The organism is Streptomyces sp. 7R007, assembly GCF_054850255.1.
This window is the reverse complement of sequence record NZ_JBTWMV010000016.1, coordinates 186,870-212,770: the sequence shown is the minus strand read 5'-3', so window position 1 is coordinate 212,770 and position 25,901 is coordinate 186,870. Positions and strand designations below refer to the sequence as shown.

Genomic DNA, 25,901 nt, shown 5'->3' with positions numbered 1-25,901 from the left:
CGTTCCCGACGTCGGTCGGCGCCGAGCTCCAGACGGTCGGCATCCCGGCGCCGAAGTTCCCGGAGGCGTGATGTCCCCCTCGATGAACGTGGACGACCTGGTCGCCATCGACGTACACACCCACGCGGAGGTCTCCTCCAAGGGCCACTCCTCGCTCGACGACGACCTGCACGACGCCTCCTCCGCCTACTTCAAGGTGGAGGGCAAGCGGAAGCCGACCCTTGAGGAGACGGCCGCGTACTACCGGGAGCGGAGGATGGCCGCCGTGATCTTCACGGTGGACGCCGAGTCCGCGACCGGCACCGCGCCCGTCCCGAACGAGGAGGTCGCCGAGGCGGCCGCCGCCAACGCGGACGTCCTCATCCCCTTCGCCTCCATCGACCCCTTCCGCGGCAGGGCGGGCGTCAGGCAGGCCCGCCGCCTGGTCGAGGAGTACGGGGTGAGGGGCTTCAAGTTCCACCCCAGCATCCAGGGCTTCTTCCCCAACGACCGCTCGGTGGCGTACGAGCTGTACGAGGTGATCGAGGAGACGGGCACCATCGCCCTCTTCCACACCGGCCAGACGGGCATCGGCGCCGGCGTCCCCGGCGGGGGCGGCATCCGCCTGAAGTACTCCAACCCCCTGCACGTCGACGACGTCGCCGCGGACTTCCCGCACCTGAAGATCATCCTGGCGCACCCGTCCTTCCCCTGGCAGGACGAGGCCCTCGCCGTCGCCACCCACAAGCCGGGCGTGCACATCGACCTGTCCGGCTGGTCGCCGAAGTACTTCCCGCCGCAGCTCGTGCAGTACGCCAACACGCTGCTGAAGGACAAGGTCCTCTTCGGCTCCGACTTCCCCGTCCTCACCCCCGACCGCTGGCTGGCCGACTTCGAGAAGCTGTCGATCAAGGACGAGGTGAGGCCGAGGATCCTCAAGGAGAACGCCGCCCGTCTGCTCGGGCTCACCAAACCGTAGGGGGCCGTGGATGCGCAACGAGGGACTGGGGTCGTGGCCCGCTCGCCGGGCCCGCAAGACCCCGCACCGCACCGCCCTGGTCCACGGCGGCACCTCACGCACGTACGCCCAGCTGTACGACCGCACCACCCGCCTCGCCCACGCCCTGCGCGCGAGCGGAATCCGGCGCGGCGACCGCATCGCCTACCTCGGCCCCAACCACCCCTCCTACCTGGAGACGCTGTTCGCGGCCGGCACGCTCGGCGCGGTGTTCGTCCCGCTCAACACCCGCCTCGCGGGCCCGGAGATCGCCTACCAGCTCGCCGACTCGGGCGCCAAGGCGCTCGTCTACGGCCCCTCCCACGCGGGACTGGTCGCCGGGCTGCCGGGCGACACGGACGTGCGCACGTACGTCGAGGTCGGTCCGGAGTACGAGGCGGCGGTGGCCGGCGCTCCGGACGAGCCGATCGACCAGCCGGTCGCCCCCGACGACACCTGCGTCATCATGTACACCTCGGGCACGACGGGCCGCCCCAAGGGCGCCATGCTCACCCATGGCAACCTGACCTGGAACGCGGTCAACGTCCTGGTCGACACCGACCTGATCGCCGACGAACGCGCCCTGGTCTCCGCGCCGCTGTTCCACACGGCGGGCCTGAACATGCTGACGCTGCCGGTGCTGCTCAAGGGCGGCCTGTGCGTGCTGGTCGAGGCCTTCGAGCCGAACGCCACCTTCGACCTGATCGAGGAGCACCGGATCACCTTCATGTTCGGGGTGCCGACGATGTTCGAGCAGGTCGCCCGGCACCCGCGCTGGCCGGACGCGGACCTGTCCTCCCTGCGCATCCTGACCTGCGGCGGCTCACCGGTGCCGACCCCGCTGATCGCCGCCTACCAGGAACGGGGCCTGACCTTCCTGCAGGGCTACGGCATGACCGAGGCGTCCCCCGGCACCCTGTTCCTGGACGCCGAGCACGCGGTGAGCAAGGCCGGTTCCGCGGGCGTGCCGCACTTCTTCAGCGACGTGCGGGTGGTCCGGCCCGACCTGACCCCGGTAGACGTCGGCGAGACCGGCGAGGTGATGGTCCGCGGGCCGCACGTCATGCCGGGGTACTGGGGGCTGCCGGAGGAGACGGCGGCGGCCTTCGCGGACGGCTGGTTCCGCACGGGGGACGCGGCCCGGGTCGACGAGGACGGGTACGTCTCCATCGTCGACCGCATCAAGGACATGATCATCTCCGGGGGCGAGAACATCTACCCCGCCGAGATCGAGGACCTGCTGCTGTCCCACCCCGACATCGTCGAGTGCGCGGTCATCGGCGTGCCGGACGAGAAGTGGGGCGAGGTGCCGCGGGCGGTCGTGGTGCCCCGGGAGGGCGCCTCGCTCGACCCCGGGGAGGTGCTGGCCTCCCTGTCCGGCCGTCTCGCCAAGTACAAGATCCCCAAGTCGGTGGTGCTCGCGGACGCGCTGCCGCGCACCGCCTCCGGAAAACTCCTCAAGTCCCGTGTCCGCAACCGGTACGGCAACAGCTAAGGAACCCCATGAGCATCACCGTCAACGGCCTCGACGAACTGAAGAAGCTGGCCGGCAGCGACCTGGGCACCAGCGAGTGGATCGAGGTCACGCAGGAGCGCATCGACACGTTCGCCGACGCCACGGGCGACCACCAGTGGATCCACGTGGACCCGGAGAAGGCCGCGGCCGGCCCCTTCGGCGCCCCCATCGCCCACGGCTACCTCACCCTCTCCCTCTTCATCCCCCTGTTCACCGGACTCCTCGACGTCCAGGGCGTCACCACGAAGGTCAACTACGGCCTGAACAAGGTCCGTTTCCCCTCCCCGGTGAAGGTCGGCTCCCGCATCCGGCTGACCGGCAGGCTCGCGGAGGTCGAGGACGTCCCGGGCGGCGTCCAGATCACGGTCGACGGCACGATCGAGGTGGAGAACGGCACGAAGCCGGCCGCGGTCCTGCAGAGCCTGTCGCGGTTCTACGCCTGATCGACGCGGACCGGCACCAGGTCGAGAAGGCGTTCCGCGGCCTCCCGGGCAGCCGGGGTGAGGTGGTCGTGGACCCGGTGGAACGTCTTCTCCGCCTGTTCCGCCGGCCAGTCGTCGGGGAGGTGTTTGAGGGGGAGGCGGGGGTCCCTGCGGATGAGGCCGAGCCACTGGGTCTGGAGGACGAGGCGGTGGGCGAGGGCGTCCTCCGGGGTGGCGGTCGCCGTCTCCCAGGGCTGCCAGCGGTCGGCGAACTCCTCGTACAGGGCGGCGAGTTCGGACAGCTCCCAGGTCTCCTCGATCATCGCGCCGATGTCCGTCCCGGCGTCGGCGTGCGCGCGGAAGACCTTCACGTGGGCGGAGAGGCCCAGTTCGGCGACCAGGGACGACACGTCGACCTCGCCCGGCGCGATCCACAGCCCGCTGAACAGGGGCCCGAAGCCGCTCCAGGTCAGCTGGGAGCGCAGGTCGTGGCGCTGGCGCTGCCAGGACTCGGGGAGGGAGAAGCCGAGCAGCGTCCAGGTGCCGTCCCAGTCGCGGTTGACGGCGCCGGTCCGCCAGATGCGGTGCTCGCCGTCCCGCAGCACGGCCGTCGAGCGCTCGGTCAGCCCGAAGTACATCCGGCGGCCCTCCCGTTGGCGGCGCAATAGCCCGCGGCCCACCATCCGGGTCAGCGTGGACCGGGTCGCCTGCTCGCCGACGCCGGCGCGCGCGAAGACGTCGATGACACTGCCCGAGTACACGCACACGTCCCGCCCGAGCACCTGCTCGCCCAGGAACGTCAGCATCAGCGACTGGGGCCGCAATGACTCCTCACCTGTCATGCGGCCCACGGTACGACCCGGGGGATCAGTTCGTGACCTGGCGGTCCGCGCACACGCCCGGCGCGACGACCTCCGCCCGCAGGGTGCCGTCGGTGCACGGGCTGCGCTGCGGCAGGGCGGACAGGGCGGCGACCGTGCCGGTGACCGGCCCGCCGTCCGGCTGGTGCGGGAGGTCGACCTGGAGGAGGGGCCGGCTCTCGGGGAACAGCGTCCCGGAGGCGCCGTCCGAGGCGCACACCAGGCGGGTGTCCGTCACGAAGTCGCAGCCCTGGATGTCGCGCACCGGCCTGTCCAGGTGATCCGCCCGGCCTCCGGCACCGTCCACTCGCCCGACCCCGGCCACTGCCCGTCCGGTGAGACGGCGGCGAAGGAGCTGGTGACCTTCTCGCCCGGGTCGAGCGGGTGCACGTACGTGTACCGCTTCCCGGCCGGCGTGGTGACCGCGAACATCTTCGACGTGGCCGTGTCGGCGCCCTGGCGGACGTCGAAGGTGCAGCCGTGCGCGATGTCCGGATCGCCGACGTGGTTCCAGCCCTGGAGCCGGGAGGCGAGCGGGATGTCCGCCAGGCCCCGGTACAGCAGCGAGCCGTCCGCCCGGGAGGCGAGCCCCTGCCCGCCCCGTGCCGGTGTACGCCGTGCCCGCCTCGGCCCACTGCGGTGCGCCGGTGGCCGAGGCCGGGCCCGCGCCCACCGCGGCGGTACTCAATCAGGCAGCCAGGGCGACGAGATGACGCTTCATCAGGCACCTGCCACGTCGACGAAGACGGGGTTGGAATAGAACCACGTGTCCGCCCACGGGTCACCGTTGCCGGGCTCGTGCGGAACCGGCCCGTTCGGGTCGACGGCGGCGCCCAGGTATCCCGCACCATGGCGGTTGCCGTCGCTGCCGCGCAGCCGGACGTAGAAGGACTCGTCCCCGGCGGTCAGCGGGATGCGCAGGGTGTACGTCCCCTTGCGGCCCGAGACGTCCTTCGTCTGCACGACCCTGGTGTCCGGCGCCCGCCAGTCGTCCCGGTCGGCCACCGGCCCGCGCACCGCGCCCCGGATGACGTCCACGTGGGCCAACCGGGGCAGGATGCCCTGCGGGTTGGGCCGGGAGGCGGTCGTGACGGTGACGTACAGGGTGATCTTCTCGCCCTTGCGGACCCGCAGCCGGCCGCCCAGCGTCACACCGGCCCCGGGGTCGCAGTCCCGCTTCAACCGCACGTCGAGGCCGTCCAGCAGGTGCCCGTGGTCCAGCCAGACCCGGCCGGCGCGCAGGCCCGCCATCACGGCGCGGTAGCCGTAGCGGGTCACGCCGACGTGGGTGCGGCTGAACTCGCCGGGCCAGAAGTCGCTGCCGGGCTGCGGGGTGTCGGTGTTCACCGGATCGGGCAGCCTGCCGGTGTTGTCGAAGTTCTGCCCGGCCGGCCAGTCACCGTTCTTCCAGGTGTCGAAGACCGTGCGGTGGTTGTCGGAGTTGGTGGTGATGGTGAACAGCCGGCCCTCCGACAGCATCGCGTCCCACAGCCCGCCGACCGTGGCCGTCGCCCAGTCGAAACCGCCGTAGGTGAGGTAGGCGTCCGCCGGGTAGCCCGCGTACGACTGCGCCGACGGCTTGTTCTCGTACTCGCCGCGGATGGAGGTGGCTCCGCTCCAGCCGGGGATCGCCGCCCCTTGGGCGCCCGGCGCGCCCTCCATGCCGATCATGATCTCGGGCGCCGCGTCCCGCCAGTCGCGCATCTCGTGCGGGGAGTCGATCCCCAGGCGCAGGGGGTGGTTGGCGAGTACGAGCACGTCGTCGACGTAGCCCGAACGGCGCTGCTCGGCCAGCCACTTGATCGCCTGCACCGCGTGCGCCTCGTTGCGGGCGGTGTCGGCCGCGCCCGCGGAGCCCTCGGTGTAGCCGAGCAGCTTGCCGTCGTAGGCGAGCTCGAACCGCGTGAGCAGGTCGGTCTCGTGCGGGCCGGGGGCCGCGAACACCGTGCCGTGCTCGGCGGCCGGGATGTACCACTCCAGGCCCTGGAAGATCAGCTGACGCGGGTTCTCCGCGCGGGCCCTGAGGATCTCGGCGTGCTCCAGCTTCGCGCCGTGGTAGGCGTGCCCGAAGTTGGAGTGCTCGTTGAACACCATCCAGTCCAGGCCGTACTGCGCGGCGGCCCGGGCCTGCTGGGAGAACGTGTACTTGGCGTCGTGGCTGTAGACGGAGTGCACGTGGTGGTCGCCGACCAGGTAGGCCAGGCGCGGGTCGTTGCCGCCGAAGCCCCGGTCGGTGGCGGCCAGTGCGGGGGCCGCCGCCGATCCGAGGGCGAAGGCGGCCCCGAAGAGGCCCGCACGGCGCAGGAGATGGCGTCTCGACACGCCCTGTGCGTCGAGATGGGCGGGGGAGACGGAGGGGTCGGCCCAGACGGGCAGCTGCTGCTCGGTCATGATCTATTCAAGGTCCTCTGGGAGGGCGTCAGTGGGTCATGAAGGAGGTGACGGGCAGCGCCCGGGAGACGATACGGACGTCACCGAGGCGGCCGTACAGGATCTGGTCGATCTTGTCGGCGTAGGTGTAGCCGCCGAGCAGCCACGGCAGTCCGACGGAGGTGATGCCGACCGTGGCGGCCTTCGGGTTGCGGACGACCGGGCAGCCCTCGACGTACAGGGTCGTGTGCGTGCCGTCGTTGACGACGGCCAGGTGGCGCCAGGTCTCCAGCGGGGTCTCCTGGCCCCAGTTGGTGGCGATGCCCTCCTGGTTGAGCGGGCGCATCGCCCACTGCGGCTCGCGGTCGTCGGACAGCGACAGCGTGGCCACCGGCTCGTCGGGGTCGTCGGCGGTCTTCCCGGCGGCGCCGCCCGTGCCCCGGCGGCTGACGAGGCCCGCCCAGGCGTTGTGGTCGGGGTCCCAGTCGGCGGGCAGCCGGAAGAACGCCTCGATGGTGTAACCGTCCTCGAAGGTGGCCGAGTTGAGCGGGGCCTCGTCGACCGTCTGCAGGTACGCGCCCTTCAGCGGGGACTTGTGGCCCGTGAACTCCAGGCTGCCGTGGCCCGGTTGGTCCGGGTGGTGGTCCGCCGACCAGCCGAGCGCGCCGCCGCCCACCGGGACCACCGTGAGGTCGTTGCCCTGCCCGGACAGGTCGCGCACCGTGCCGGAGACGGGCGACTCGAAGCGCCAGTAGGCGGCCGTGCCGCGCACCAGCATCCGCGAGGCAGGCCGGGCCGGGCGGGCCGGCACCGGGGCGAAGCCGGAGAAGCGGTCCGCGAAGTCGATCTCGACGGAGAAGCGGTCGGTGTCGCCGCTGAGCTCCATCTCCTGCCGCTCCAGCTCGTTCAGGCCCTTGGCGGCCCGGCCGAGGATCCACGGCGAGACCGTTTCCACGTCGATGACGTCGCGGTCCAGGTCGAAGTGGTAGAGGCGGATCATGGCCGCGCCGCCGAAGTAGCGGTTCTGGTAGTTCGTCAGATGCAGGTGGACGTCGTGGCCTGCCGCGTTCTTGCGGACGGCCCGGCCCGCCGGCCAGTAGTGGCCGTTGAGGGTGAGGAAGATCTGGTCGTGGTCGGCGATCAGCCGGTCCCACAGCTGCTGCCCGTAGGCGGACAACTGGTCGTCCGCGACCACGAGTTCGTGCGTGGTGAGGATGACCGGCGTCCTCGAGTGCCGGGCGAGGACGTCCTTCGCCCAGGCGTACCCCTGCGCCGACAGCCGCCAGTCCAGCGCGAGCACCAGCCACTCGCGCCCGGCCGCCCGGAAGAGGTGGTAGGTGTGGTAGCCGTCGGCGGAGGCCCCGCCGAAGGCCGGCCGGCCGTTGAACCGCTGCGGCCCGAAGGCGTCCAGGTACGGTGTCGGGCCGCGCTGGTCGTCGGTGGAGGCCTTCACGTCGTGGTTGCCGGCCAGCACGCTGTAGCCGACGCCCCGCCGGTCCAGCAGTCCGAACGCCTTGCTGATCGCGGCGAACTCCTCCTCGGCGCCGTTCTGCGTGAGGTCGCCCAGGTGGGAGAGGAAGACGATGTTGTCGGCGGACGCGCCGCCGTGCTCCAGCAGGTAACGCAGGGACGCCTCGACGGGCGCCGGGTCGATGCTGGGGCCGTCGAAGAGGTACTGAGTGTCGGGCATCACCGCGAGGGTGAAGCGGCGGCTCTCGGTGTCGGGCCGCCGGACGCCCTCCGCGGCCGCCTCGGCGACGCCGGGCAGCGTCACCCCGGCCGTGGCCGCGGCGCCGAGCAGCGCCGTGGCCCTCAGGAAACCGCGTCTGCCGGCACCGGCCTGCGCGGCCTCGCCCTGATGGTGGTCATGCGACGTACACACGTGTGCTCCGTGAGAGGTTGCGGAAGCGGGAAGGACGCGGGGGGTTACAGAGCGCGCAGGGTCCAGCTCCAGCGGTGGACGCCCGCCGCGACGCGGTACTCGGGGAAGGTGTCGGGGCCGCACGACGCCGTGCCCAGGCCCCGGTGCGCCGCGTCGACGTGCACCACGCACCCCGGACGCGGCACCAGTTCGTCGTGGTGCGAGGCCGCCGTCAGGTCCTCGGCGCGGTGGCGGCCGACGCAGACCTGGCGCGGTTCGTCCAGCACGACCGCGAGGCCGGTCGCGTCCGGCGCGGAGAGCGTGAAGCGCCGTACACCGTGCCGGCCGCCGCTCTCCTGCGGACGCAGATAAGGGGTGAACAGGTCGTCGACGCGCATGCGGTGGTGGCCGACGGCAGCGCCCGCGGCGCGGTCGGGATACGACTCCCAGGGGCCCTGCCCGAACCACTCCAGCAGCTCCAGCCCCGGCGTCGTCTCGAACACCGACCCGACCCGGGCCACGTCGTCCAGCTCGGCGGGCAGCTCGGCCTCCTCGTCGATCCGCACCCCGCCCGCGACCGGTGTGCACACCTGCCGGTGCCGGACGACGCCGACGGTGCCGGCGTACTCGGCGTCCACGGTCACCCGGCCGCCCTCGCGCCGGACCGACACGACCGTGCGCACCAGGGCGTCCAGCCCCCACCTCCGCCAGCGCGGCGCCATGCCGCCCAGCTCGTCGTTGTCGGTGGGCGCCCGCCACAGGGACAGCGTGGGGGCGGACGCCAGCAGCGGGTGGACGAGCAGGCCCTCGTCGTCGACCTCGACCGTCCCGTCCACGGCGCTCTCGGCGGCCGGTGCGGGTCCGCGCAGCCGCACCTGCGGCACGCACACCTCGGTGCCGCGCGGCGCCCACGGCTGGTCCTCGGCCACGCTCACCCGCAGCGTCAGCCAGGCCTCTCCGCCGTCGCGGGGCACCTCGAAGGGCAGCGGCACCGCGGCCGTCTCGCCGGGGCGCAGCGCGGGCAGTTCGGCCGGGGCGGTCAGGGTCGTGCCGTCGGCCAGGGCCAGCTCCCAGGTGCCGGACAGCCAGTCCAGGCCGCGGAAGTGCTGGTGGTTGCCGAGCACGATGCCCTCGTGCCGGAAGCACTCGATGCGCAGCGGCGCGGCGATCTCCCGGTGTTCGAACATCGCGGGCTTCGGGGTGCGGTCGGGGAAGACGACCCCGTCGGCGATGAACGCGCCGTCGTGGATCGCCTCGCCGAAGTCGCCGCCGTACGCCCAGCGGTGGCCGGGCGCGGCGACACCGTTGTCATACAGCCCGGCGCCCGCGCGCCCGGCCGGTCTGCCATCGCTCACGCGTTGCAGAATCCCGTGGTCCCAGAACTCCCAGATGAACCCGCCCTGAAGACCCGGCGTGGACTCGATGGCCGCCCAATGGTCCGCCAGCGTGCCGTTGCTGTTGCCCATCGCGTGGGAGTACTCGCACTGGATGAGGGGCCTGGTCTGCCGGCCCGACAGGGCGTGGGCGACGCAGTCCTCCAGCGGGGCGTACATGGGGCAGGCGATGTCGGAGCAGTCGTCGGTGGCCGCCCAGTCGAGCTTGGCGGCCCCCTCGTACTGGAGGGGCCGGGTCGGATCGTGGCGCCGCACCCAGCCGGCCGCCGCGTCGTGGTTCGCGCCGTAGTCCGACTCGTTGCCCAGCGACCAGATGATGACCGAGGGGTGGTTCTTGTCCCGCAGCACCATCCGCGCGACACGGTCCACGAAGGCGCCCAGGTAGCGCGGGTCGTCGGCGATCTCGTGCGCGTGGTCGTGCGACTCGATGTCCGCCTCGTCGACGACGTAGAAGCCGAGTTCGTCGGCGAGGTCGTACAGCGCCGGGTCGTTCGGGTAGTGGGAGGTGCGGATCGCGTTGAAGCCGAAGCGCTTGAGCAGGACCAGGTCCGCGCGCAGGTCCGCGTACGACGGCGTCCGGCCGGTCAGCGGGTGGAAGTCGTGCCGGTTCACGCCCCGGATGAACACCCGCTCGCCGTTGACGAGGAGGTCCCGCCCGACGATCTCGACGTCGCGGAAGCCGACGCGGTGACGGGAGGTGTCGGCGACCGTGCCGTCGGCGCGGTGCAGCCGGACGGTGAGGTCGTACAGCTCCGGCGTCTCGGCGTTCCAGGTGCGCACCTCGGGGACGGTGGCGTGGATGCGGGCCTCGCCCAGGAAGTCGGAGACCCGGTCGTCCTCGGCGTTGACCCGGTCGAACTCCGGGTCCTGCGTGAGGAGTTCACCGTCCAGCTCGCCGCTGACGTACCAGCCGGCGGGCAGCGCGCCGCGCGCGTCGCGCACGCGGCAGTCGACGCGCAGCTCACCGTCGTACGCGGCCCGCACGGTCACGTCGGCCAGGTGCAGCGGGTCGGTGGCGTACAGCAGCACCGACCGGGTCACACCGCCGTGCCACCACTGGTCCTGGTCCTCGATGTGCGAGGCGTCGGACCACTTGACGACGGTGAGCCGTACGACGGACCGCTCGCCGGGCCGCACGACCTCGCCGAGGTCGAACTCGGCGGCCAGGTGGGAGTCCTTGGAGACGCCGACGGGCCGCCCGTCCACGTGCACCAGCAGCACGCTCTCGGCGGCCCCGACCTGCAGCACGATCCGCCGCCCGGCCCACTCGGCGGGCACGTCCACCGCACGTTCGTACACCCCCGTCGGGTTGGCGGCGGGGGAGTGCGGCGGGAAGTCGGGGAAGGGCATGCGGACGTTGGTGTACTGGGGCAGGTCGTCCGTGCCCTGCAGGGTCCACACCCCGGGGACGTACGACGACGACCACGCATCGCCGACCGGCACGTGCGGAGCGGGCAGCAACTGGAAGTGCCAGTCGCCGTCCAGGCAGAGGGCTCCGGTGCGCCGGTCGACGGCGTTCATCGGCAGCCGCCCCCAGGAGGTCACCTCGGGTGCCTCCCAGGGGCGCAGCGCCACGAGCGGGTCCGTCAACGGATGGCTCCCTTGCCGAGGTCGCCGATGATCTGCTTGGCGCCGATCGCGAAGACGATCAGCAGCGGGACGAGGGCGAGGAGTGCGCCGGTCATGACCATTCCGTAGTCGGTGGTGCCGTGGGTGCCGTTGAGCTGGGAGAGGGCCACCTGGAGGGTGACGTTGTCGGGGTTGGTGAGGGCGATCAGGGGCCAGGCGTAGTCGTTCCACTGGCCCATGAAGGTGAAGATGCCGAGGAAGGCCAGACCGGGGCGGACCACCGGCAGGGCCACGTGCCAGTACTGGCGCAGGAAGTTCGCGCCGTCGATGCGGGAGGCGTCGAGGAGTTCGTCGTGGATGGCACTGCGCATGTACTGGCGCATCCAGAAGATGCCGAAGGCGTTGGCCGCCGCCGGCACGATCAGTGCCGTCATCGAGCCGATCCAGCCGATCTTCGCCATCATCACGAACTGCGGGATGATCGCCAGCTGCGTCGGCACCATGAAGATCAGCATCAGCAGGCCGAACAGCAGCCGGCGGCCCGGGAAGTCGAACTTGGCGAAGACGAACGCGGCCAGCGAGTCGAAGAACAGGACCAGGAAGGTCACCGAGCCCGCCACCAGCAGCGAGTTGAGCATCGAGCCGAAGAAGTCGATGTTGTCGAACAGGGCGCGGACGTTCTGCAGGAAGTGCGAGCCGGGCAGCAGCTTCGGCGGGTAGGAGAAGATCTCGGTCGTCGTGTGCGTCGACATGATGACGGCCCAGTAGAACGGGAAGGCCGACAGCAGCAGTCCGACGACGAGGACGGCGTGCAGCGCGATGCCCCGGCCGCGGGTTCCCTTGATGGATGCCATGGCGTTCGGGCCTTTCTAGTCTTCGCCCCGGCGCTGCACCAGGCGCCAGTTGATGATCGAGAAGATGACGACGACGAGGAAGATCCCCCACGCCACGGCGGCGCCGTAGCCGAAGTCGTTGTTGTCGAAGGTCTGCTGGAAGAAGTAGAGGACCATCGTCCGGCCCGCGTGGCCCGGGCCGCCGGAGAACGTCGAGTCGTTCGAGGTGTTCTGCAGCAGCACCTGCGCCTCGGTGAAGCTCTGCAGACCGGTGACCGTCGAGACCACCAGCACGAACAGCAGGGTCGGGCGCAGCAGCGGCAGCGTGATCCGGAAGAACGTCTGCACGGGGTTGGCGCCGTCCACCCGGGCCGCCTCGTACAGCTCGCTCGGGATGGTCTGCAGACCGGCGAGGAAGATGATCGCGTTGTAGCCCGTCCACTGCCAGGTCATCAGGGTCGCGATGGCGACCTTGATGCCCCACGGCGTGTTCAGCCACGCCACCTGGTCCAGGCCCACCGCCTGCAACAGGGCGTTGACCAGGCCGAAGTTGGTGGAGAAGACCGAGCCGAAGACGATCGCGATGGCGACGACGGAGGTGACGTTGGGCAGGAAGTAGGCGAAGCGGTAGACGTTCTTGAACCGCACCGCCGAGTTGAGCATCACGGCCGTGACCATCGCCAGGAAGATCATGGGGAAGGTCGCCAGCGCCCAGATGACGAGCGTGTTGCCGATCGAGCTCCAGAAGTCGCTGTCGCCGAGCAGGTACCGGTACTGCGACAGGCCCGCCCACTCCATCGAGCCGAGGCCGTCCCAGCGGTGGAAGGACAGGTAGAGCGAGAAGCCGACGGGGACCAGACCGAAGGCGAGGAAGAGCAGATAGAACGGGGAGATCGCGGCGTACAGGTGCCAGTACCTGCGCAGTCCCGAACGCGGGCGGCTGGTCGACGCCTGTTCGGCGAGGACGGGCGGCTTCTCCAGGGCGGTGGCCATCAGACGCTCACCCCCAGGTGCTTCGCGATGCGCCGGCACTTGCTCATGGCGTCCCTCCAGGCCTGGTCGGGGTTCTTGCCGAGGACGCCGACGTTCTTGATCTCGTCCTTGATGGGCTGTCCGAGCGCCACGTCGTACGGGCTGTTGTAGGCGACGGCGATCTTCTGTGCGGCCGGGCCGAAGACGTCCGTCGTCACCTGGCCGCCGAAGAAGGGGTCGGGTTCGCGCAGTTGCCGCAGGCCGTAGGAGGCGGGCGTGGAGGGGAAGAGGCCGGCGTCGACGTAGCCCGAGGCCTGGTTGGCCGCGTCCAGCATCCAGCTGATGATCTGGAACGCCTGCTCGGGCTCCCGGCACGCCTTGGTGATCGACAGGAACGAACCGCCGTTGTTGGACGGCCGCACCGGCATGTCGGCGATGCGCCACTTGCCCTTGGTCTTGGGGTTGCCGTTCTTGATGTCGTACGTCGCCCAGGAGGCGCCGAGCTGGCTGGGCAGCTTGCCGTCGTCCACCGCGGAGATCTGGTCCGGGGTGCCGCTGACCAGGTTGGAGACGATCCCGCGGCGCTTGGCCTCCACCGCCAGCGCCCAGGCGTGCCGCACGTGCTCCTGGTCGCCGATGAAGTGGCGGTCCTTGTCGACGTACCGCTTGGCGCCCTGCTGCACCGCGTTCTCGAAGACCGAGTTGACGTCGGTCAGCAGCGAGGTCCCGGGGATGCGCTTCCGCAGCCGCACACCCGCGTCGAAGAACTTCTCCCAGGTGTTCAACTCCTTGGATACGTCCGCCGGTTCGTAGGGCAGACCGGCCTTGCGGAAGACCTCGTACTGGTAGAAGTGCGCCACCGGACCGCAGTCGATCGGGAAGCCGACCATCGTGCCGTCGTCGGCGATGCCCTGTTCCCACTTCCACGCCAGGTACTGGCTGCGGTACTTGTCCGCCCCCAGCGTCCTGAGATCCACGAACTGGTCCGCGTCGGGCAGGTAGGACGCCATGTCCTCGCCCTTGAGGCCCGCGATGTCGGGGATGTGGGCCCGGCCGGCCATCGTGGTGATCAGCTTGGACCGGTAGTAGCCGCCGATCTTGATCGCCTGCAGGTCGACCGTGCCCGCGTACCGGGCCCTGGCCTTCTTCACGACCGTGTCGCCGAGGCCGCCGTCCCAGTACCACAGGACCATGTTCCGGCCGGTGGAACCGGTCGGTACGGCGCAGCCGGAGGTCAGGCCACCGAGCGCCGTGGCGGCCGTACCGGCCAGGCCCGCGCGCAGCAGGCCTCTACGTGAGAGCCGCACAGCTCCCACCGCCTTTCGGATCTTTTCGGGTCTTCGCATGAGAGGGGCATGTGGGGGTCAGTGCTGCCGTGCGGGCGGGGTCACGGGGGCGTGGTGCACCGGCGGGCCGACGTCCGCGGGGAGGCGGTCCGCCAGGAAGCCGTAGGCGCGCTTGAGGCCGGGGTCGGTCACGGCACGCCACCACCGGTCGACGCCGTACCAGCCGGGGGCCGCCAGCGCCCCGCCGTGCCGGCCGACGGACAGTCCGGCCGCGAGGACGGCGAACCGCAGCCGCTCCTCGAGGGGCCAGCCGCCCAGCGAGGCGGCGACGAAGCTCGCGCCGAACACGTCCCCGGCGCCCGTCGCGTCCAGCACGTCGACGTCGAGGGCGGGGACCTCGGCGTACTCGCCGGTGGTCTGGTCGACGGCCAGCGCTCCGTCGCCGCCCCGGGTGACCACGGCCACCGGGACGAGCTCGGCGAGCGTGCCGAGGGCCGCCCGCGCGCTGTCGGTGCGGGTGTAGGCCATCGCCTCGGTCTCGTTGGGCAGGAAGGCGTGGCACAGCCGCAGCTGGTCGAGCAGGTCGGTGGACCACTGCTGGGTGGGGTCCCAGCCGACGTCGGCGTAGACGTGGGTGCCCTGGGCGGCGGCCTTGGCGAGCCATGCGCGGGGTTCGGCCTCCAGGTGCACGAGAGCGGTGCGCGCCTCGGGCGGGTCGCCCATCAGCGTGTCCTGCGAGTACGGCGGCTCCTGGCCGTGGGTGACGAGGGCCCGGTCGTGTCCGGTAGCGAGCGCGACGGTGACGGGGGTGGGCCAGCCGTCGGCGGTGCGGGAGAGGGAGAGGTCGATGTCCTCCTGGTCGCCCAGCACGTCCCGGCAGTACTCGCCGTAGAAGTCGTCGCCGAAGACCGTGGCGAGCGAGGTGGCGAGACCGAAGCGGGACGCGGCCACCGCGAGGTTCGCGATGCCGCCGGGGCCGCAGCCCATGCCGGCCGTCCAGATCTCCTCGCCGGGCGTCGGCGGCTTGCCGAGACCGGTGAGGACCAGGTCGTAGAAGAGCAGCCCGGTCAGCAGCACATCGGGCCTGTCGTCGTCCACGCGTGCGACCTCTCGTCAAAACACGTCAATTTCGATGACGGGAATCGTGCGCCGCTCTGCGAGATTGGTCAATACCCGAGCAGAAGTGAGCATGGATTTGATTGAAGATGACGAGTAGTGTTCACGTCGTGCTGGCAGAACGACGACATCAACTCATCCTGCGGGCCCTGCGCTCCGGCGGCCCCGCAGCCGTGACCGATCTCTCCGAGCAGCTGGGTGTGAGCCCCGCCACCATCCGGCGCGACCTGGTCAAGCTGGAGGAGGACGGCCTGCTCACCCGCGTCCACGGCGGCGCCGTCGTGGAGGAGGGCGACCAGCCCTTCGCCGAGGTCGCCGAGGTGCGCGTGGCGGAGAAGGACGCGATAGCCGCGCGGGCGGCGGCCATGGTCGCCGACGGCCAGTCGGTGCTGCTCGACATCGGCACCACCGCCTTCCGGCTCGCCCGCCGGCTGCACGGCCGCCGCCTCACCGTGATCACCAGCAACCTGGTGGTCTACGAGGAACTCGCCGACGACGAGGGCATCGAGCTCGTGCTGCTGGGCGGCATGGTGCGCCGCGAGTACCGTTCCCTCGTGGGCTTCCTCACCGAGGACAACCTGCGCCAGCTGCACGCCGACTGGCTCTTCCTCGGCACCAGCGGGGTGCGCCCCGGCGGCCAGGTGATGGACACGACGGTCGTCGAGGTGCCCGTGAAACGGGCCATGATCAGGGCGAGCGACAAGGTCGTCCTGCTCGCCGACTCCGCCAAGTTCCCGGGTACGGGCATGGCGAAGGTCTGCGGTCCCGAGGACCTGGACGTGGTGGTGACGAACGCCCCGGTCGACCCGGCGACCCGCTCCTCCCTGGAGGAGGCGGCCGTCGAGCTGGTCGTGGCAGGAAAGGTGCGAGAGTGAAGCTGACGATTCTGGGCGGCGGCGGGTTCCGGGTGCCGCTCGTGTACGGCGCCCTCCTGGGCGACCGCGGCGAGGGCAGGATCACCGAGGTCGTGCTGCACGACCTGGACGCCGGCCGGCTGTCCGCGGTGACCCGGGTCCTCGCCGAACAGGCCACCCGGGTCGAGGACGCCCCCACGGTGAGCGCGACGACCGACCTCGACGAGGCCCTGCGCGGCGCCGACTTCGTCTTCTCCGCGATCCGGGTCGGCGGCCTGGAGGGCAGGGCGAACGACGAGCGCGTGGCCCTCGCCGAGGGCGTGCTCGGCCAGGAGACGGTCGGCGCGGGCGGCATCGCCTACGGCCTGCGGACCGTCCCCGTGGCGGTCGACATCGCCCGGCGGGTGGCCCGGCTCGCCCCGGACGCCTGGGTCATCAACTTCACCAACCCCGCCGGCCTGGTCACCGAGGCCATGTCCCGCCATCTCGGCGACCGCGTCATCGGCATCTGCGACTCGCCGGTCGGCCTCGGCCGCCGGATCGCCCGGGTGCTCGGCGCGAACCCGGCTCAGGCGTGGATCGACTACGTCGGCCTCAACCACCTCGGCTGGGTCCGCGGCCTGCGCGTGGCCGGCCGCGACGAGCTGCCCCGCCTGCTCGCCGACGCGGACCTGCTCGGCTCCTTCGAGGAGGGCAAGCTCTTCGGCGCCGACTGGCTGCGCTCGCTGGGCGCGATCCCCAACGAGTACCTGCACTACTACTACTTCAACCGCGAGGCCGTCCGTGCCTACCAGCAGGCCGAGAAGACCCGCGGCGCCTTCCTGCGCGACCAGCAGGCCCGCTTCTACGAGGAGGTCAAGCGGTCCGAGGCGTCGGCGCTGGACCTGTGGGACCGCACCCGCGCCGAGCGCGAGGCGACCTACATGGCGGAGAACCGGGAGAGCGCCGGCGCCGGCGAGCGCGACGCCGACGACCTCTCCGGCGGCTACGAGAAGGTCGCCCTCGCCCTGATGCGGGCCATCGCCCGTGACGAGCGCACCACCCTGATCCTCAACGTCCGCAACCGCGGCACCCTCGCGGTGCTCGACGCCGAGGCCGTCATCGAGGTGCCCTGCCTGGTCGACGCCAACGGCGCCCACCCGGTCGCCGTCGACCCGCTGCCCGACCACGCGACCGGCCTGGTCTCGGCGGTCAAGGCCGTCGAGCGCGAGGTGCTCGCCGCGGCCGAGTCCGGCTCCCGTACGACGGCCGTCAAGGCCTTCGCGCTGCATCCGCTGGTCGACTCCGTGAACGTGGCCCGCAGGCTGGTCGAGGGCTACACGGCCGTTCATCCCGGTCTCGCCTACCTGAAGTAAGCTCCCGACGGAAAGCGCTTTCCCGCCCCTGTCCTCCGCACCCCCGTCCTCCGCACCCCTGCCGCCCGCGGCCTCCCCCTCTCCGCCCTTTTCTCTGGAGACTTCCCATGCACGACGAACGCCGCCGGATCGAAGAGCGCGCCGAGCGCCTCCACACCCAGCGCATCCAGCCCGCGGTCTACGCGGCCACCGTTCCCTTCGAGGTGGAGGCCTGGCAGGCCCCCGGGGAGCCGGTCCCCTTCGAGGAGGCCGCGGCCGCCGCGTACACGCCCTTCGCGATGGACACCCCGTGGGGGCCGCCGTGGGGCACCACCTGGTTCCGGATGCGCGGACGGGTGCCCGCCGAGTTCGCGGGCAGGCGGGTCGAGGCCGTCATCGACCTCGGCTTCGTCGGCGACTGGCCCGGCAACCAGGCCGAGGCCCTGGTCCACCTCACCGACGGCACCCCGCTGAAGGCGGTCAACCCGCTCAACCAGTACGTGCCGATCGCCAACCCGGCCGCGGGCGGGGAGAGCGTCGACTACCTGGTCGAGGCCGCCTCCAACCCCGACATCCTCGCCGACGGCTTCTCCCGGCCCACGCCGATGGGCGACAGGCTGACGGCCGGCGACAAGCCGCTGTACGTCTTCAGGCGCGCCGACATCGCCGTCCTCGACGAGGAGGTCTGGCACCTCGACCTGGACCTCCAGGTGCTGCGCGAGCTGATGGCGGAACTCGGCGAGCACGAGCCGCGCCGGCACGAGATCCTGCACGCCCTCGACCGCGCCCTGGACCTGCTGGACCTGGACGACGTCTCCGGCTCGGCCGCCGAGGTCCGGGCCGCCCTGAAGCCGGTGCTCGCCAAGCCCGCCCACGCCAGCGCGCACATCATCTCCGGCGTCGGCCACGCGCACATCGACTCGGCCTGGCTGTGGCCGATCCGGGAGACCAAGCGCAAGACCTCCCGCACCTTCTCCAACGTCACCTCGCTCGCCGACGAGTACGAGGAGTTCGTCTTCGCCTGCTCGCAGGCCCAGCAGTACGAGTGGGTGCGCGACAACCACCCCAAGGTGTGGGCCCGCATCCAGGAGTCCGTGAAGAAGGGCCAGTGGGCGCCGGTCGGCGGCATGTGGGTGGAGGCCGACGGCAACCTGCCCGGCGGCGAGGCCGTCGCCCGCCAGCTCATCCACGGCAAGCGGTTCTTCATCGAGCACTTCGGCGTCGAGACCAAGGGCGTCTGGCTGCCCGACTCCTTCGGCTACAGCGCTGCCTACCCGCAGCTGGCCAAGCTCGCCGGCAACGAGTGGTTCCTCACCCAGAAGATCTCCTGGAACCAGACCAACACCTTCCCCCACCACACCTTCTGGTGGGAGGGCATCGACGGCACCCGCATCTTCACCCACTTCCCGCCCATCGACACCTACAACGCCCGCTTCAGCGGCGAGGAGATGTCCCGCGCGGTGCGCAACTACGCCGAGAAGGGCGGCGCCACCCGCTCCCTGGCCCCCTTCGGCTGGGGCGACGGCGGAGGCGGCCCCACCCGCGAGATCATGGAACGCGCGCGCCGGCTCGCGGACTTGGAGGGCTCGCCGAAGGTCGTCGTGGAGCACCCCGACGACTTCTTCGCCAAGGCCCGCGAGGAGTACCCGGACGCCCCGGTGTGGGTCGGCGAGCTCTACCTGGAGCTGCACCGCGCCACCTACACCTCGCAGGCCCGCACCAAGCAGGGCAACCGGCGCAGCGAACACAAGCTGCGCGAGGCGGAGTTGTGGGCGACGACGGCCGCGCTGCACGCGCCGGGCTACGCCTACCCGTACGAGAGGCTGGACCGGCTGTGGAAGACGGTGCTGCTGCACCAGTTCCACGACATCCTGCCGGGCTCCTCGATCGCCTGGGTGCACCGCGAGGCGGAGGCCGAGTACGCCCGCGTGGCACGGGAGCTGGAGGAGCTGACGGCGGAGGCGGTGGCCGCGCTGGGCGGCGGCGGGACGCGGGTGTTCAACACCAGCCCGTACGACCGCGCCGAGGTGGTCCGCACGGCCGCGGGCGCACCGGCCTACGTGGAGGTGCCCGCGAGCGGCAGCGCGCCGCTGACGGACGCCGAGCCCCCGCAGCCGGTGACGGTGGACGGCCTGGTCCTGGACAACGGCCTGGTACGGGTGGAGGTCGCCGAGGACGGCACGCTCTCCTCGGTGCGGGACCTGCGCGCCGACCGCGAGGTCCTCGCCGGCCAGGGCAACCTGCTGCGCCTGCACACCGACCTGCCCAACTACTGGGACGCCTGGGACATCGACAAGCACTACAAGAACCGCTACACGGACCTCCTGGAGGGCGCCGTGATCGAGGTCGTCGAGCGGGACCCGCTGCTCGGCTCGATCCGCGTCTCGCGCTCCTTCGGCAAGGGCTCGACCCTCACCCAGACCATCACCCTGCGCGCCGGCAGCCCGCGCATCGACTTCGAGACCGACATCGACTGGCACGAGGCCGAGAAGATCCTCAAGGCGGGCTTCCCGGTGGACATCCGCGCCCCGCACTCCTCCGCGGAGATCGCCTACGGCCACATCCAGCGTCCGACGCACACCAACACCAGCTGGGAGGCCGCCCGTTTCGAGGTCTCCGGGCACCGCTGGGTGCACCTCGCCGAACCCGGCTACGGCGTCGCGGTCATCAACGACTCGACCTACGGCCACGACGTCTCCCGCACGGTGCGCGAGGACGGCGGTACGACCACCACGGTCCGCCTCAGCCTGGTCCGCGCCCCGCGCATCCCGGACCCCGGCGCCGACCAGGGCCGCCACCGCTTCACCTACTCGCTGCTGCCCGGCGCGAGCATCGAGGACGCGGTCGCCGAGGGCTACGCCCTCAACCTGCCGCTGCGGGTGGCCGATGCGGCGGGCGAGCCCGAGCCGGTCGTCTCGGTCGACGGTCAGGGCGTGACCGTCGAGGCGGTCAAGCTCGCCGACGACGCCTCCGGCGACGTCGTGGTCCGGCTCTACGAGTCGGGCGGCGGCCGGGCCCGGGGTGTGCTGCGCACCGGCTTCCCGCTGGCGGGCGCGCAGGTCACCGACCTGCTGGAACGGCCCCTCAAGGACGCGGAGACCGTCGACGGCACCGTCCCGCTCTCCCTGCGCCCCTTCCAGATCCTGACCCTCCGGCTGCGCAGGGGCTGACCGCATGGCCATGCAACCCTGGTTCACCGACGCCAAGTTGGGGATCTTCGTGCACTGGGGCATCTACGCCGTCGACGGCGTGCAGGAGTCCTGGTCGTTCTACGACGACGTCGTGCCGCACGACCAGTACATGTCCCAGCTCAGGCGGTTCACCGGCGCCCGCTACGACCCGAAGGCGTGGGCGGAGCTGTTCGCCCGCGCCGGTGCCCGGTACGCCGTCCTGACGAGCCGTCACCACGACGGCGTGGCGCTGTGGGACACCGCCTACGGCGACCTCAACCTGGGCAGGGACTACATCGGCCCCTACGCCGAGGCGCTGCGCGAGAAGGGCCTGAAGGTCGGCCTGTACTACTCCCACTCCGACTGGAACCACCCCGACTACGCCTCCACGCGCAAGCCGGGCCGTCCGCCGGAGCTGGCGGACAACCGCTACTCGGAGGTGGCCGCCGAGGACGAGGACCTTCGGGCCTGGGAGCGGTTCATCGCCTACCGGGACGGCCAGATCACGGAGCTGGCCTCCCGCTACCGGCCGGACCTGATGTGGTTCGACGGCGAGTGGGACCGCAGCGAGGAGCAGTGGCGCATCCCCGAACTGGCCGCGCTCATCCGCTCCCACGTGCCCGACGTGGTCTTCAACGCCCGCATGCTCAGTGAGGGCGACTACGCCACGCCCGAGCAGGGCGCCCCCATCGTGCCGCCGGACGGCCCCTGGGAGCTGTGCCTGACGATCAACGACTCCTGGGGCTACCAGCACCACGACCACAACCACAAGTCCCTGGCCCAGCTGATCCGCTACTTCACCGAGACCGTCGGCGGAGGCGGCAACCTGCTGCTCGACGTCGGTCCCATGGAGGACGGCACGATCCCGCAGCCGCAGGTCGAGCGCCTGGAAGGGCTGGGGGAGTGGATCCGCCGGCACGCCCCGGCCGTGTACGGGACCGTGCGCGGTCTGCCGGCCGGGCACCACTACGGGCCCAGCACCCTCTCCGCCGACCGGCGCACGCTCTACCTCACCCTGTTCGACGTCCCGCGCGCGGAGATCGGCGTACGGGGCCTGGCGACCGCGGTCCGCAAGGTCACCGTGCTCGGCACCGGCACGGAACTCGGCCACCGGGTGGTCGGCGGCCTGCACGAGGCGGTCGGCGTGCTGTGGATCGACCCGCCGGCCACGGCGGACCTCGACCCGTACGCCACCGTCCTGGCCGTCGAGTTGGACGGCGAGCTGGAGCTGTACCGGGGATCCGGCCGGTTCTGACCCCGGCGACGCAGGGCCCTCCGGGTCCCTCGGGTCACTCTGGGTAAGGATTCCCATCAACAATTAAGAGAGAGGTAAGTCCCCTGGTCACGGCCCCTTTCCCGGCCGCCGCGGCCAGGGGCGTTCGCCTGCCGGACACCTGGTGTTCGCCTGTCGCCTCTGGGATGCGGCCGAACGGCGAGAGAAAGGTGTCAACGTGCGCGACCGGCGTATATCCGCGATACGAAAGGGACTCAGGCGGCGGGGGAGGCTCGTGGCGGAGGCGATCAGCCCGCCGCGCCGCACCCCGAACCTGAACGCCGTGCCGTCGCCCCGCACCGCCAGGCCGTCGTCGTACGAGGCGCCGCCCGCCCCGCGCCTGGTGGACTCGCCGGTGTTCGTGCTGTCCTCCGTGCGCTCCGGTTCGACCCTGCTGCGGGTGCTGCTCAACAGCCACAGCCGGATCCGCGCCCCGCACGAGATGCATCTGCGCACCCTGCACGTCCACCTCTCCCGCACCTTCACCGCGGACGCCATGAAGGCGCTGGAGCTCGACAAGACCGAGCTGGAACACATCCTGTGGGACCGGGTCCTGCACCTCGAACTCGGCCGCAGCGGCAAGGACGTCATCGTCGACAAGACCCCGCCCAACACCCTCATCTGGCCGCGGCTGCACCGATGTTGGCCGGACGCCCGCTACATCCTGCTGCTGCGCCACCCGGGCGCGGTGATCAGCTCGCTCACCAGCCGGCGCAAGGACCCCGACCACGAGGCGATCCTCGCCGAGGTCTCGCGCTACACCGAGAAGCTGGAAGAGGCCCGGCTCGGCCTGCCGCAGGCCCACGTGGTCACGTACGAGGACCTGACCGCGGACCCGGAAGCGGTCACGCGCGCCCTGTGCGACTTCCTCGGTGTCGAGTGGGAGCCCGCCATGCTCGACTACGGCAAGCAGGACCACGGCACCTTCAAGCCGAAGCTCGGCGACTGGAGCAAGGAGATCAAGTCCGGCCGTATCCAGGCCGCCCGGCAGGCCGACCCCACCGCCGGACTCCCGCCGCGGCTCGCCGAGATCGCGAAGGCGTGGGGGTACCCGGTGCAGGCACCCCCACGCCCCTCGTCGTGACCCTCAGCCGGTGAAGCCGGCCGTGATCGAGGTGAACTGCCAGTTGTTCTGGCTGATGCCGGAGCAGTTGCTCACCACGCCGCCGCCCGCGCACGGCCGGTCGCGGTTGACCGCCCAGAAGGCGAGCCGCGCGATGTGGTGGCTGTTGGCCCAGTCCTTGATCTGGGTCCAGATCGCCGGAGTGGTGTTCTCCTGCTGGTCGGACAGGCCGTTCATCCCGGAGATGCCGATGTGGGAGTAGGCGGTGGCGTCGTCCCACCCGAAGGTCGACTTCAGCTTGGCCTTGAGCCCTTCGGCGGCGTTCACGGTGTTGCCGTACATGTCGGAGCCGCCGCCGAAGTCGAACGGCATGATCGTGAAGACGTCGATGTTCGCGCCGAGCGACTGCGCCTGCTCGATGAGCCGGTTGCCGTAGTAGGTCGGACCGGTGGTCGAGGTGCCGAAGGTGACGATGGTCTTCAGGCCGGGGTTGTTGGCCTTGACCGTCTTCAGCGCGGTCAGGATCTTCGCCTGCACGGCCTCGTTCTCGAACTCGTCCGTGTTCTCGATGTCCATGTCGATCGCCTTGAGCGAGTAGGCGTCGATCACCTTCTGCAGCGCGCCGGCCAGCGCACTGGCGGAGGAGCAGTTGGCGCCCAGCTTGCTGCCCTGCCAGCCGCCGAACGACGGCACGATGTCACCGCCGGCCGACCGGATCTGGTTGATGGCGCTCTGGTCGACGCCCCCGGTCAGCGGCCGGCTGCCGTCCCAGGCCGGGGTGCAGCCACCGGAGTCCAGCACGAAGGCCATCGTGAACCACTTGATGCCGGTCGCGCTCATCACCGTGCTCGGGCTCGGCGGGTCACCCCAGCCCTCGTACAGGTAAGGCGCCGCCTGCTTGAACGACGTACCGCCGCCGCTGCCCGCGTTCGTCGTCACCGTCACGGAGTTGGAGGCCGCGGAGGTGTTCCCCGCCGCGTCCCGCGCCTTGACGGTGAAGGTGTACGCGGTGCTGGGCGACAGCCCGCTGACCGTGGCGCTGGTGCCCGACACGCTCAGCACGTTGTTCGAGCCGCTGTAGACGTCGTACGCCGTCACGCCCACGTTGTCCGAGGAGGCACCCCACGACAGCGACACGCTGGAGGAGGTCTTGCCGGTGGAGGTCAGTCCCGTCGGCGCGGTCGGCGCCTGGGTGTCGGAGGTGCCGCCACCGCCGCCGGGGCCGTCCAGGCTGATGTCGTCGGCGTAGTAGGTGCCCTGGGCGTACCAGCCGTGGACGTAGATGGTCGCGCTGGTCTGGGACGCCCCGGTCGTGAACGACACCGACAGCTGGCTGTACGCCGACGGGGACGTCGTCCACGTCGAGGCGCCGCCGCTGACGCCCAGGTACACGTAGCTGCCGCGCACCCAACCGGTCAGGCTGTAGGTCGTGTTGGGCTGCACGGACACGGTCTGCGTGCACTGGGCGTTGTCGCTGTCGCTCACGGCGCCCTGCAGGGCCTTGGAGCCGCCGTGCACGGGGGAGGAGACGACCGAACCGAGGTTGCCGGTACACGTCCAGGGGGAGAGGCTGCCCGACTCGAAGCCGGGGTTGGTCAGGATGTTGGCCGCTTGGGCCGTACCGGGCAGGGCGATGGCTCCGGCGAGCGCGAGGGCGGCGGAGCCGAGCAGAGCGAGAAGCCGACGTCTGTGACGCCCGAGTGTGTTGCGCATGTGCGATCTCCCAGAAGTAATGGGGGGGTTCGGGAGTGCAGGGCTGTGCAGAGGCTGCGCAACAAAGTTGGTATGGACCAATCGTGGTGTCAAGATGTCGCACCACAATTGGTCCAGACCGGTAGGGAGGCGAGGGGCCGGATCAGGCCGGCGCGATCGCCCGGGTCCCCGTCTCGGCGGGGGTCGCCTCGACCGGCTCGGCGGTCTGGGCGGGCACCGCGGGCAGCAGGGGCTCGGGCTCCTCCGCGCGCTGGTGGGGCAGGGAGACCGGGCGCAGCGGGCGCGGGCCCGAGACCACCGTGTAGTCCTGGCCCAGGAACGGCGGGACCATCTCGCCTGGGTCCTCGCCGAGCGCCAGCTGCACCGCCGCCCACGGGGCGTTGACGCCGCACAGGGAGAGCTGGTGCAGACCGCCCGCCGGGCGGGTGTTGACGTCCATGAGCACCGGGCGGTCGCCGAACATCCGGAACTGGACGTTGGAGAGGTAGTGCAGCCCGAAGCCCTCCACGATCCGCCGGGCCGGCTCCAGCCACTGCTCGTGCAGCGTGAACCCGCGCCGGCGGCCGTTCTTGGTGCGGCCCACCGCCAGCCGGACGCGGTTGTCGGGCCCGGTGAGGCAGTCCACCGACACCTCCGGCTGTTCGAGGCGCGGCATCACCAGCCAGTCCACCGGCTCCTCGGCCCGCTCCAGCGCGTCGACCACCAGATCGAGCGGCACGTACGGCGTGGGGAATCCGGTGAGGTGCATCATCGAGAACGGGGCGCGCGTGACGACGCGGAAGCCCACCCCGCCCGCACCCGACGCCGGCTTGAAGCACGCCCGGTGTCCGGCCGCCTCCAACTCGTCGACGGCCGCGACCAGTTCGGCCGCCGACCGCACCCGCCACCACGGCGGCACCGGCACCCCGATCGCCTGCACGGCCTCGTAGGCGATCACCTTGTCCTCGAACACGGCCACCGCCTCCGGCGGCGGCGCCAGCAGCGCCGTGCCGACGGCCTCGAACTCCGCGCGGTGGGCCACGATCGCCGACTGGTGCAGCCGGGGCACGAACACGTCGATGTCACGCCGGGCGCACTGGTCGAGGGCGTACTCCACGTACGCGGCCGGGGACAGCCCCTCGGGCTCCAGGTCGGCGGTGTCGGCGGCGGCCAGCACGGGGGAGTCGGGATCCCCGTGCGTGGCGTGGATCTCGACCGCGCGATCACTCGGATTTCTGCGCAGCTGATCCATGAAGAACACGTTCTCCGCGTACGTGCGGTTGAGCCAGACGCGTACGCGAGAGAGCATGCAGGCCGCCTTTCATGGTCGTGCGGGCAGG

Annotated in this window: 18 protein-coding genes and 1 pseudogene; 8 read left to right on the top strand and 11 right to left on the bottom strand. The window is 71.2% G+C overall.

Features of this window, described 5'->3' with window-relative positions; genetic code table 11:
• Positions 1 to 82 precede the first annotated feature (82 nt).
• The 3 genes from ACYF6T_RS22655 to ACYF6T_RS22645 are packed head-to-tail and all read left to right on the top strand — an operon-like array spanning position 83 to position 2,935.
• A complete protein-coding gene (locus tag ACYF6T_RS22655; RefSeq protein ID WP_461698636.1) occupies positions 83 to 958 on the top strand; it encodes an amidohydrolase family protein in 876 nt (291 codons plus the stop codon).
• 10 nt (positions 959 to 968) lie between these two features.
• Positions 969 to 2,471, top strand: a complete 1,503-nt coding sequence (gene menE / locus ACYF6T_RS22650; RefSeq protein WP_461698625.1) for an o-succinylbenzoate--CoA ligase — start codon at positions 969 to 971, stop codon at positions 2,469 to 2,471.
• A gap of 8 nt (positions 2,472 to 2,479) precedes the next feature.
• Positions 2,480 to 2,935, top strand: coding sequence for a MaoC family dehydratase (locus ACYF6T_RS22645; RefSeq protein ID WP_461698624.1), 456 nt, complete (start codon positions 2,480 to 2,482; stop codon positions 2,933 to 2,935).
• Here ACYF6T_RS22645 and ACYF6T_RS22640 read toward each other — a convergent pair.
• From ACYF6T_RS22640 to ACYF6T_RS22600, 9 genes and pseudogenes are all read right to left on the bottom strand, one after another.
• Positions 2,926 to 3,756, bottom strand: a complete 831-nt coding sequence (locus ACYF6T_RS22640) for a PaaX family transcriptional regulator (protein WP_461698623.1) — start codon at positions 3,754 to 3,756, stop codon at positions 2,926 to 2,928. The genes ACYF6T_RS22645 and ACYF6T_RS22640 overlap by 10 nt on opposite strands.
• A gap of 25 nt (positions 3,757 to 3,781) precedes the next feature.
• Positions 3,782 to 4,462, bottom strand: a pseudogene (locus ACYF6T_RS22635) (hypothetical protein).
• Positions 4,463 to 4,494: 32 nt separating this feature from the next.
• Positions 4,495 to 6,165, bottom strand: coding sequence for a CehA/McbA family metallohydrolase domain-containing protein (locus ACYF6T_RS22630; RefSeq protein WP_461698622.1), 1,671 nt, complete (start codon positions 6,163 to 6,165; stop codon positions 4,495 to 4,497).
• A gap of 28 nt (positions 6,166 to 6,193) precedes the next feature.
• Complete coding sequence (locus tag ACYF6T_RS22625; protein ID WP_461698621.1) at positions 6,194 to 8,026, bottom strand: LamG-like jellyroll fold domain-containing protein; 1,833 nt, start codon at positions 8,024 to 8,026, stop codon at positions 6,194 to 6,196.
• Positions 8,027 to 8,070: 44 nt separating this feature from the next.
• Entirely contained in the window at positions 8,071 to 10,989 is a 2,919-nt protein-coding gene (locus ACYF6T_RS22620; protein WP_461698620.1) for a glycoside hydrolase family 2 TIM barrel-domain containing protein, read from the bottom strand.
• A complete protein-coding gene (locus ACYF6T_RS22615; protein WP_461698619.1) occupies positions 10,986 to 11,822 on the bottom strand; it encodes a carbohydrate ABC transporter permease in 837 nt (278 codons plus the stop codon). Before ACYF6T_RS22615 ends, ACYF6T_RS22620 begins: the two co-directional genes overlap by 4 nt.
• A 15-nt stretch (positions 11,823 to 11,837) precedes the next feature.
• Positions 11,838 to 12,794: a carbohydrate ABC transporter permease gene (locus ACYF6T_RS22610; protein ID WP_461698618.1), complete on the bottom strand. Its 957-nt coding sequence runs from the start codon at positions 12,792 to 12,794 to the stop codon at positions 11,838 to 11,840.
• Positions 12,794 to 14,080, bottom strand: coding sequence for an ABC transporter substrate-binding protein (locus ACYF6T_RS22605; protein ID WP_461698617.1), 1,287 nt, complete (start codon positions 14,078 to 14,080; stop codon positions 12,794 to 12,796). The genes ACYF6T_RS22610 and ACYF6T_RS22605 overlap by 1 nt, the downstream gene beginning before the upstream one ends.
• 57 nt (positions 14,081 to 14,137) lie before the next feature.
• The gene (locus ACYF6T_RS22600; protein ID WP_461698616.1) at positions 14,138 to 15,157 is read right to left on the bottom strand and encodes a carbohydrate kinase family protein; all 1,020 of its coding nucleotides are present in this window, start codon (positions 15,155 to 15,157) and stop codon (positions 14,138 to 14,140) included.
• Positions 15,158 to 15,285: 128 nt separating this feature from the next.
• On the opposite strand from ACYF6T_RS22600, the gene ACYF6T_RS22595 reads away from it, so the two are divergent.
• From ACYF6T_RS22595 to ACYF6T_RS22575, 5 genes are all read left to right on the top strand, one after another.
• Entirely contained in the window at positions 15,286 to 16,050 is a 765-nt protein-coding gene (locus ACYF6T_RS22595; protein ID WP_461698635.1) for a DeoR/GlpR family DNA-binding transcription regulator, read from the top strand.
• Positions 16,047 to 17,384 carry a 6-phospho-beta-glucosidase gene (locus tag ACYF6T_RS22590; protein WP_461698615.1) on the top strand — a complete coding sequence of 446 codons (1,338 nt, stop codon included), beginning with the start codon at positions 16,047 to 16,049 and terminating at the stop codon, positions 17,382 to 17,384. Before ACYF6T_RS22595 ends, ACYF6T_RS22590 begins: the two co-directional genes overlap by 4 nt.
• A 107-nt stretch (positions 17,385 to 17,491) precedes the next feature.
• On the top strand, positions 17,492 to 20,533 hold the full coding sequence (locus ACYF6T_RS22585) for an alpha-mannosidase (protein WP_461698614.1): 3,042 nt from the start codon (positions 17,492 to 17,494) through the stop codon (positions 20,531 to 20,533).
• Between the two features lie 4 nt (positions 20,534 to 20,537).
• Entirely contained in the window at positions 20,538 to 21,788 is a 1,251-nt protein-coding gene (locus ACYF6T_RS22580; protein WP_461698613.1) for an alpha-L-fucosidase, read from the top strand.
• 253 nt (positions 21,789 to 22,041) lie between these two features.
• On the top strand, positions 22,042 to 22,890 hold the full coding sequence (locus ACYF6T_RS22575; protein ID WP_461698612.1) for a sulfotransferase family protein: 849 nt from the start codon (positions 22,042 to 22,044) through the stop codon (positions 22,888 to 22,890).
• Between the two features lie 3 nt (positions 22,891 to 22,893).
• On the opposite strand, the gene ACYF6T_RS22570 is transcribed toward ACYF6T_RS22575, so the two are convergent.
• Together ACYF6T_RS22570 and ACYF6T_RS22565 are read right to left on the bottom strand one after the other, a co-directional pair.
• Positions 22,894 to 24,582: a carbohydrate binding domain-containing protein gene (locus ACYF6T_RS22570; protein ID WP_461698611.1), complete on the bottom strand. Its 1,689-nt coding sequence runs from the start codon at positions 24,580 to 24,582 to the stop codon at positions 22,894 to 22,896.
• A 142-nt stretch (positions 24,583 to 24,724) separates the two neighbouring features.
• A complete protein-coding gene (locus ACYF6T_RS22565; RefSeq protein WP_461698610.1) occupies positions 24,725 to 25,870 on the bottom strand; it encodes an ATP-grasp domain-containing protein in 1,146 nt (381 codons plus the stop codon).
• Between the last annotated feature and the right edge of the window lie 31 nt (positions 25,871 to 25,901).

Bases quoted from the DNA above. Each gene is read 5' to 3' on its own strand.
- ACYF6T_RS22655 (WP_461698636.1), top strand. From the start codon at position 83: ATGAACGTGGACGACCTGGTCGCCATCGACGTACACACCCACGCGGAG.
- menE (WP_461698625.1), top strand. From the start codon at position 969: ATGCGCAACGAGGGACTGGGGTCGTGGCCCGCTCGCCGGGCCCGCAAG.
- ACYF6T_RS22645 (WP_461698624.1), top strand. From the start codon at position 2,480: ATGAGCATCACCGTCAACGGCCTCGACGAACTGAAGAAGCTGGCCGGC.
- ACYF6T_RS22640 (WP_461698623.1), bottom strand. From the start codon at position 3,756: ATGACAGGTGAGGAGTCATTGCGGCCCCAGTCGCTGATGCTGACGTTC.
- ACYF6T_RS22630 (WP_461698622.1), bottom strand. From the start codon at position 6,165: ATGACCGAGCAGCAGCTGCCCGTCTGGGCCGACCCCTCCGTCTCCCCC.
- ACYF6T_RS22615 (WP_461698619.1), bottom strand. From the start codon at position 11,822: ATGGCATCCATCAAGGGAACCCGCGGCCGGGGCATCGCGCTGCACGCC.
- ACYF6T_RS22610 (WP_461698618.1), bottom strand. From the start codon at position 12,794: ATGGCCACCGCCCTGGAGAAGCCGCCCGTCCTCGCCGAACAGGCGTCG.
- ACYF6T_RS22585 (WP_461698614.1), top strand. From the start codon at position 17,492: ATGCACGACGAACGCCGCCGGATCGAAGAGCGCGCCGAGCGCCTCCAC.
- ACYF6T_RS22580 (WP_461698613.1), top strand. From the start codon at position 20,538: ATGGCCATGCAACCCTGGTTCACCGACGCCAAGTTGGGGATCTTCGTG.
- ACYF6T_RS22570 (WP_461698611.1), bottom strand. From the start codon at position 24,582: ATGCGCAACACACTCGGGCGTCACAGACGTCGGCTTCTCGCTCTGCTC.
- ACYF6T_RS22565 (WP_461698610.1), bottom strand. From the start codon at position 25,870: ATGCTCTCTCGCGTACGCGTCTGGCTCAACCGCACGTACGCGGAGAAC.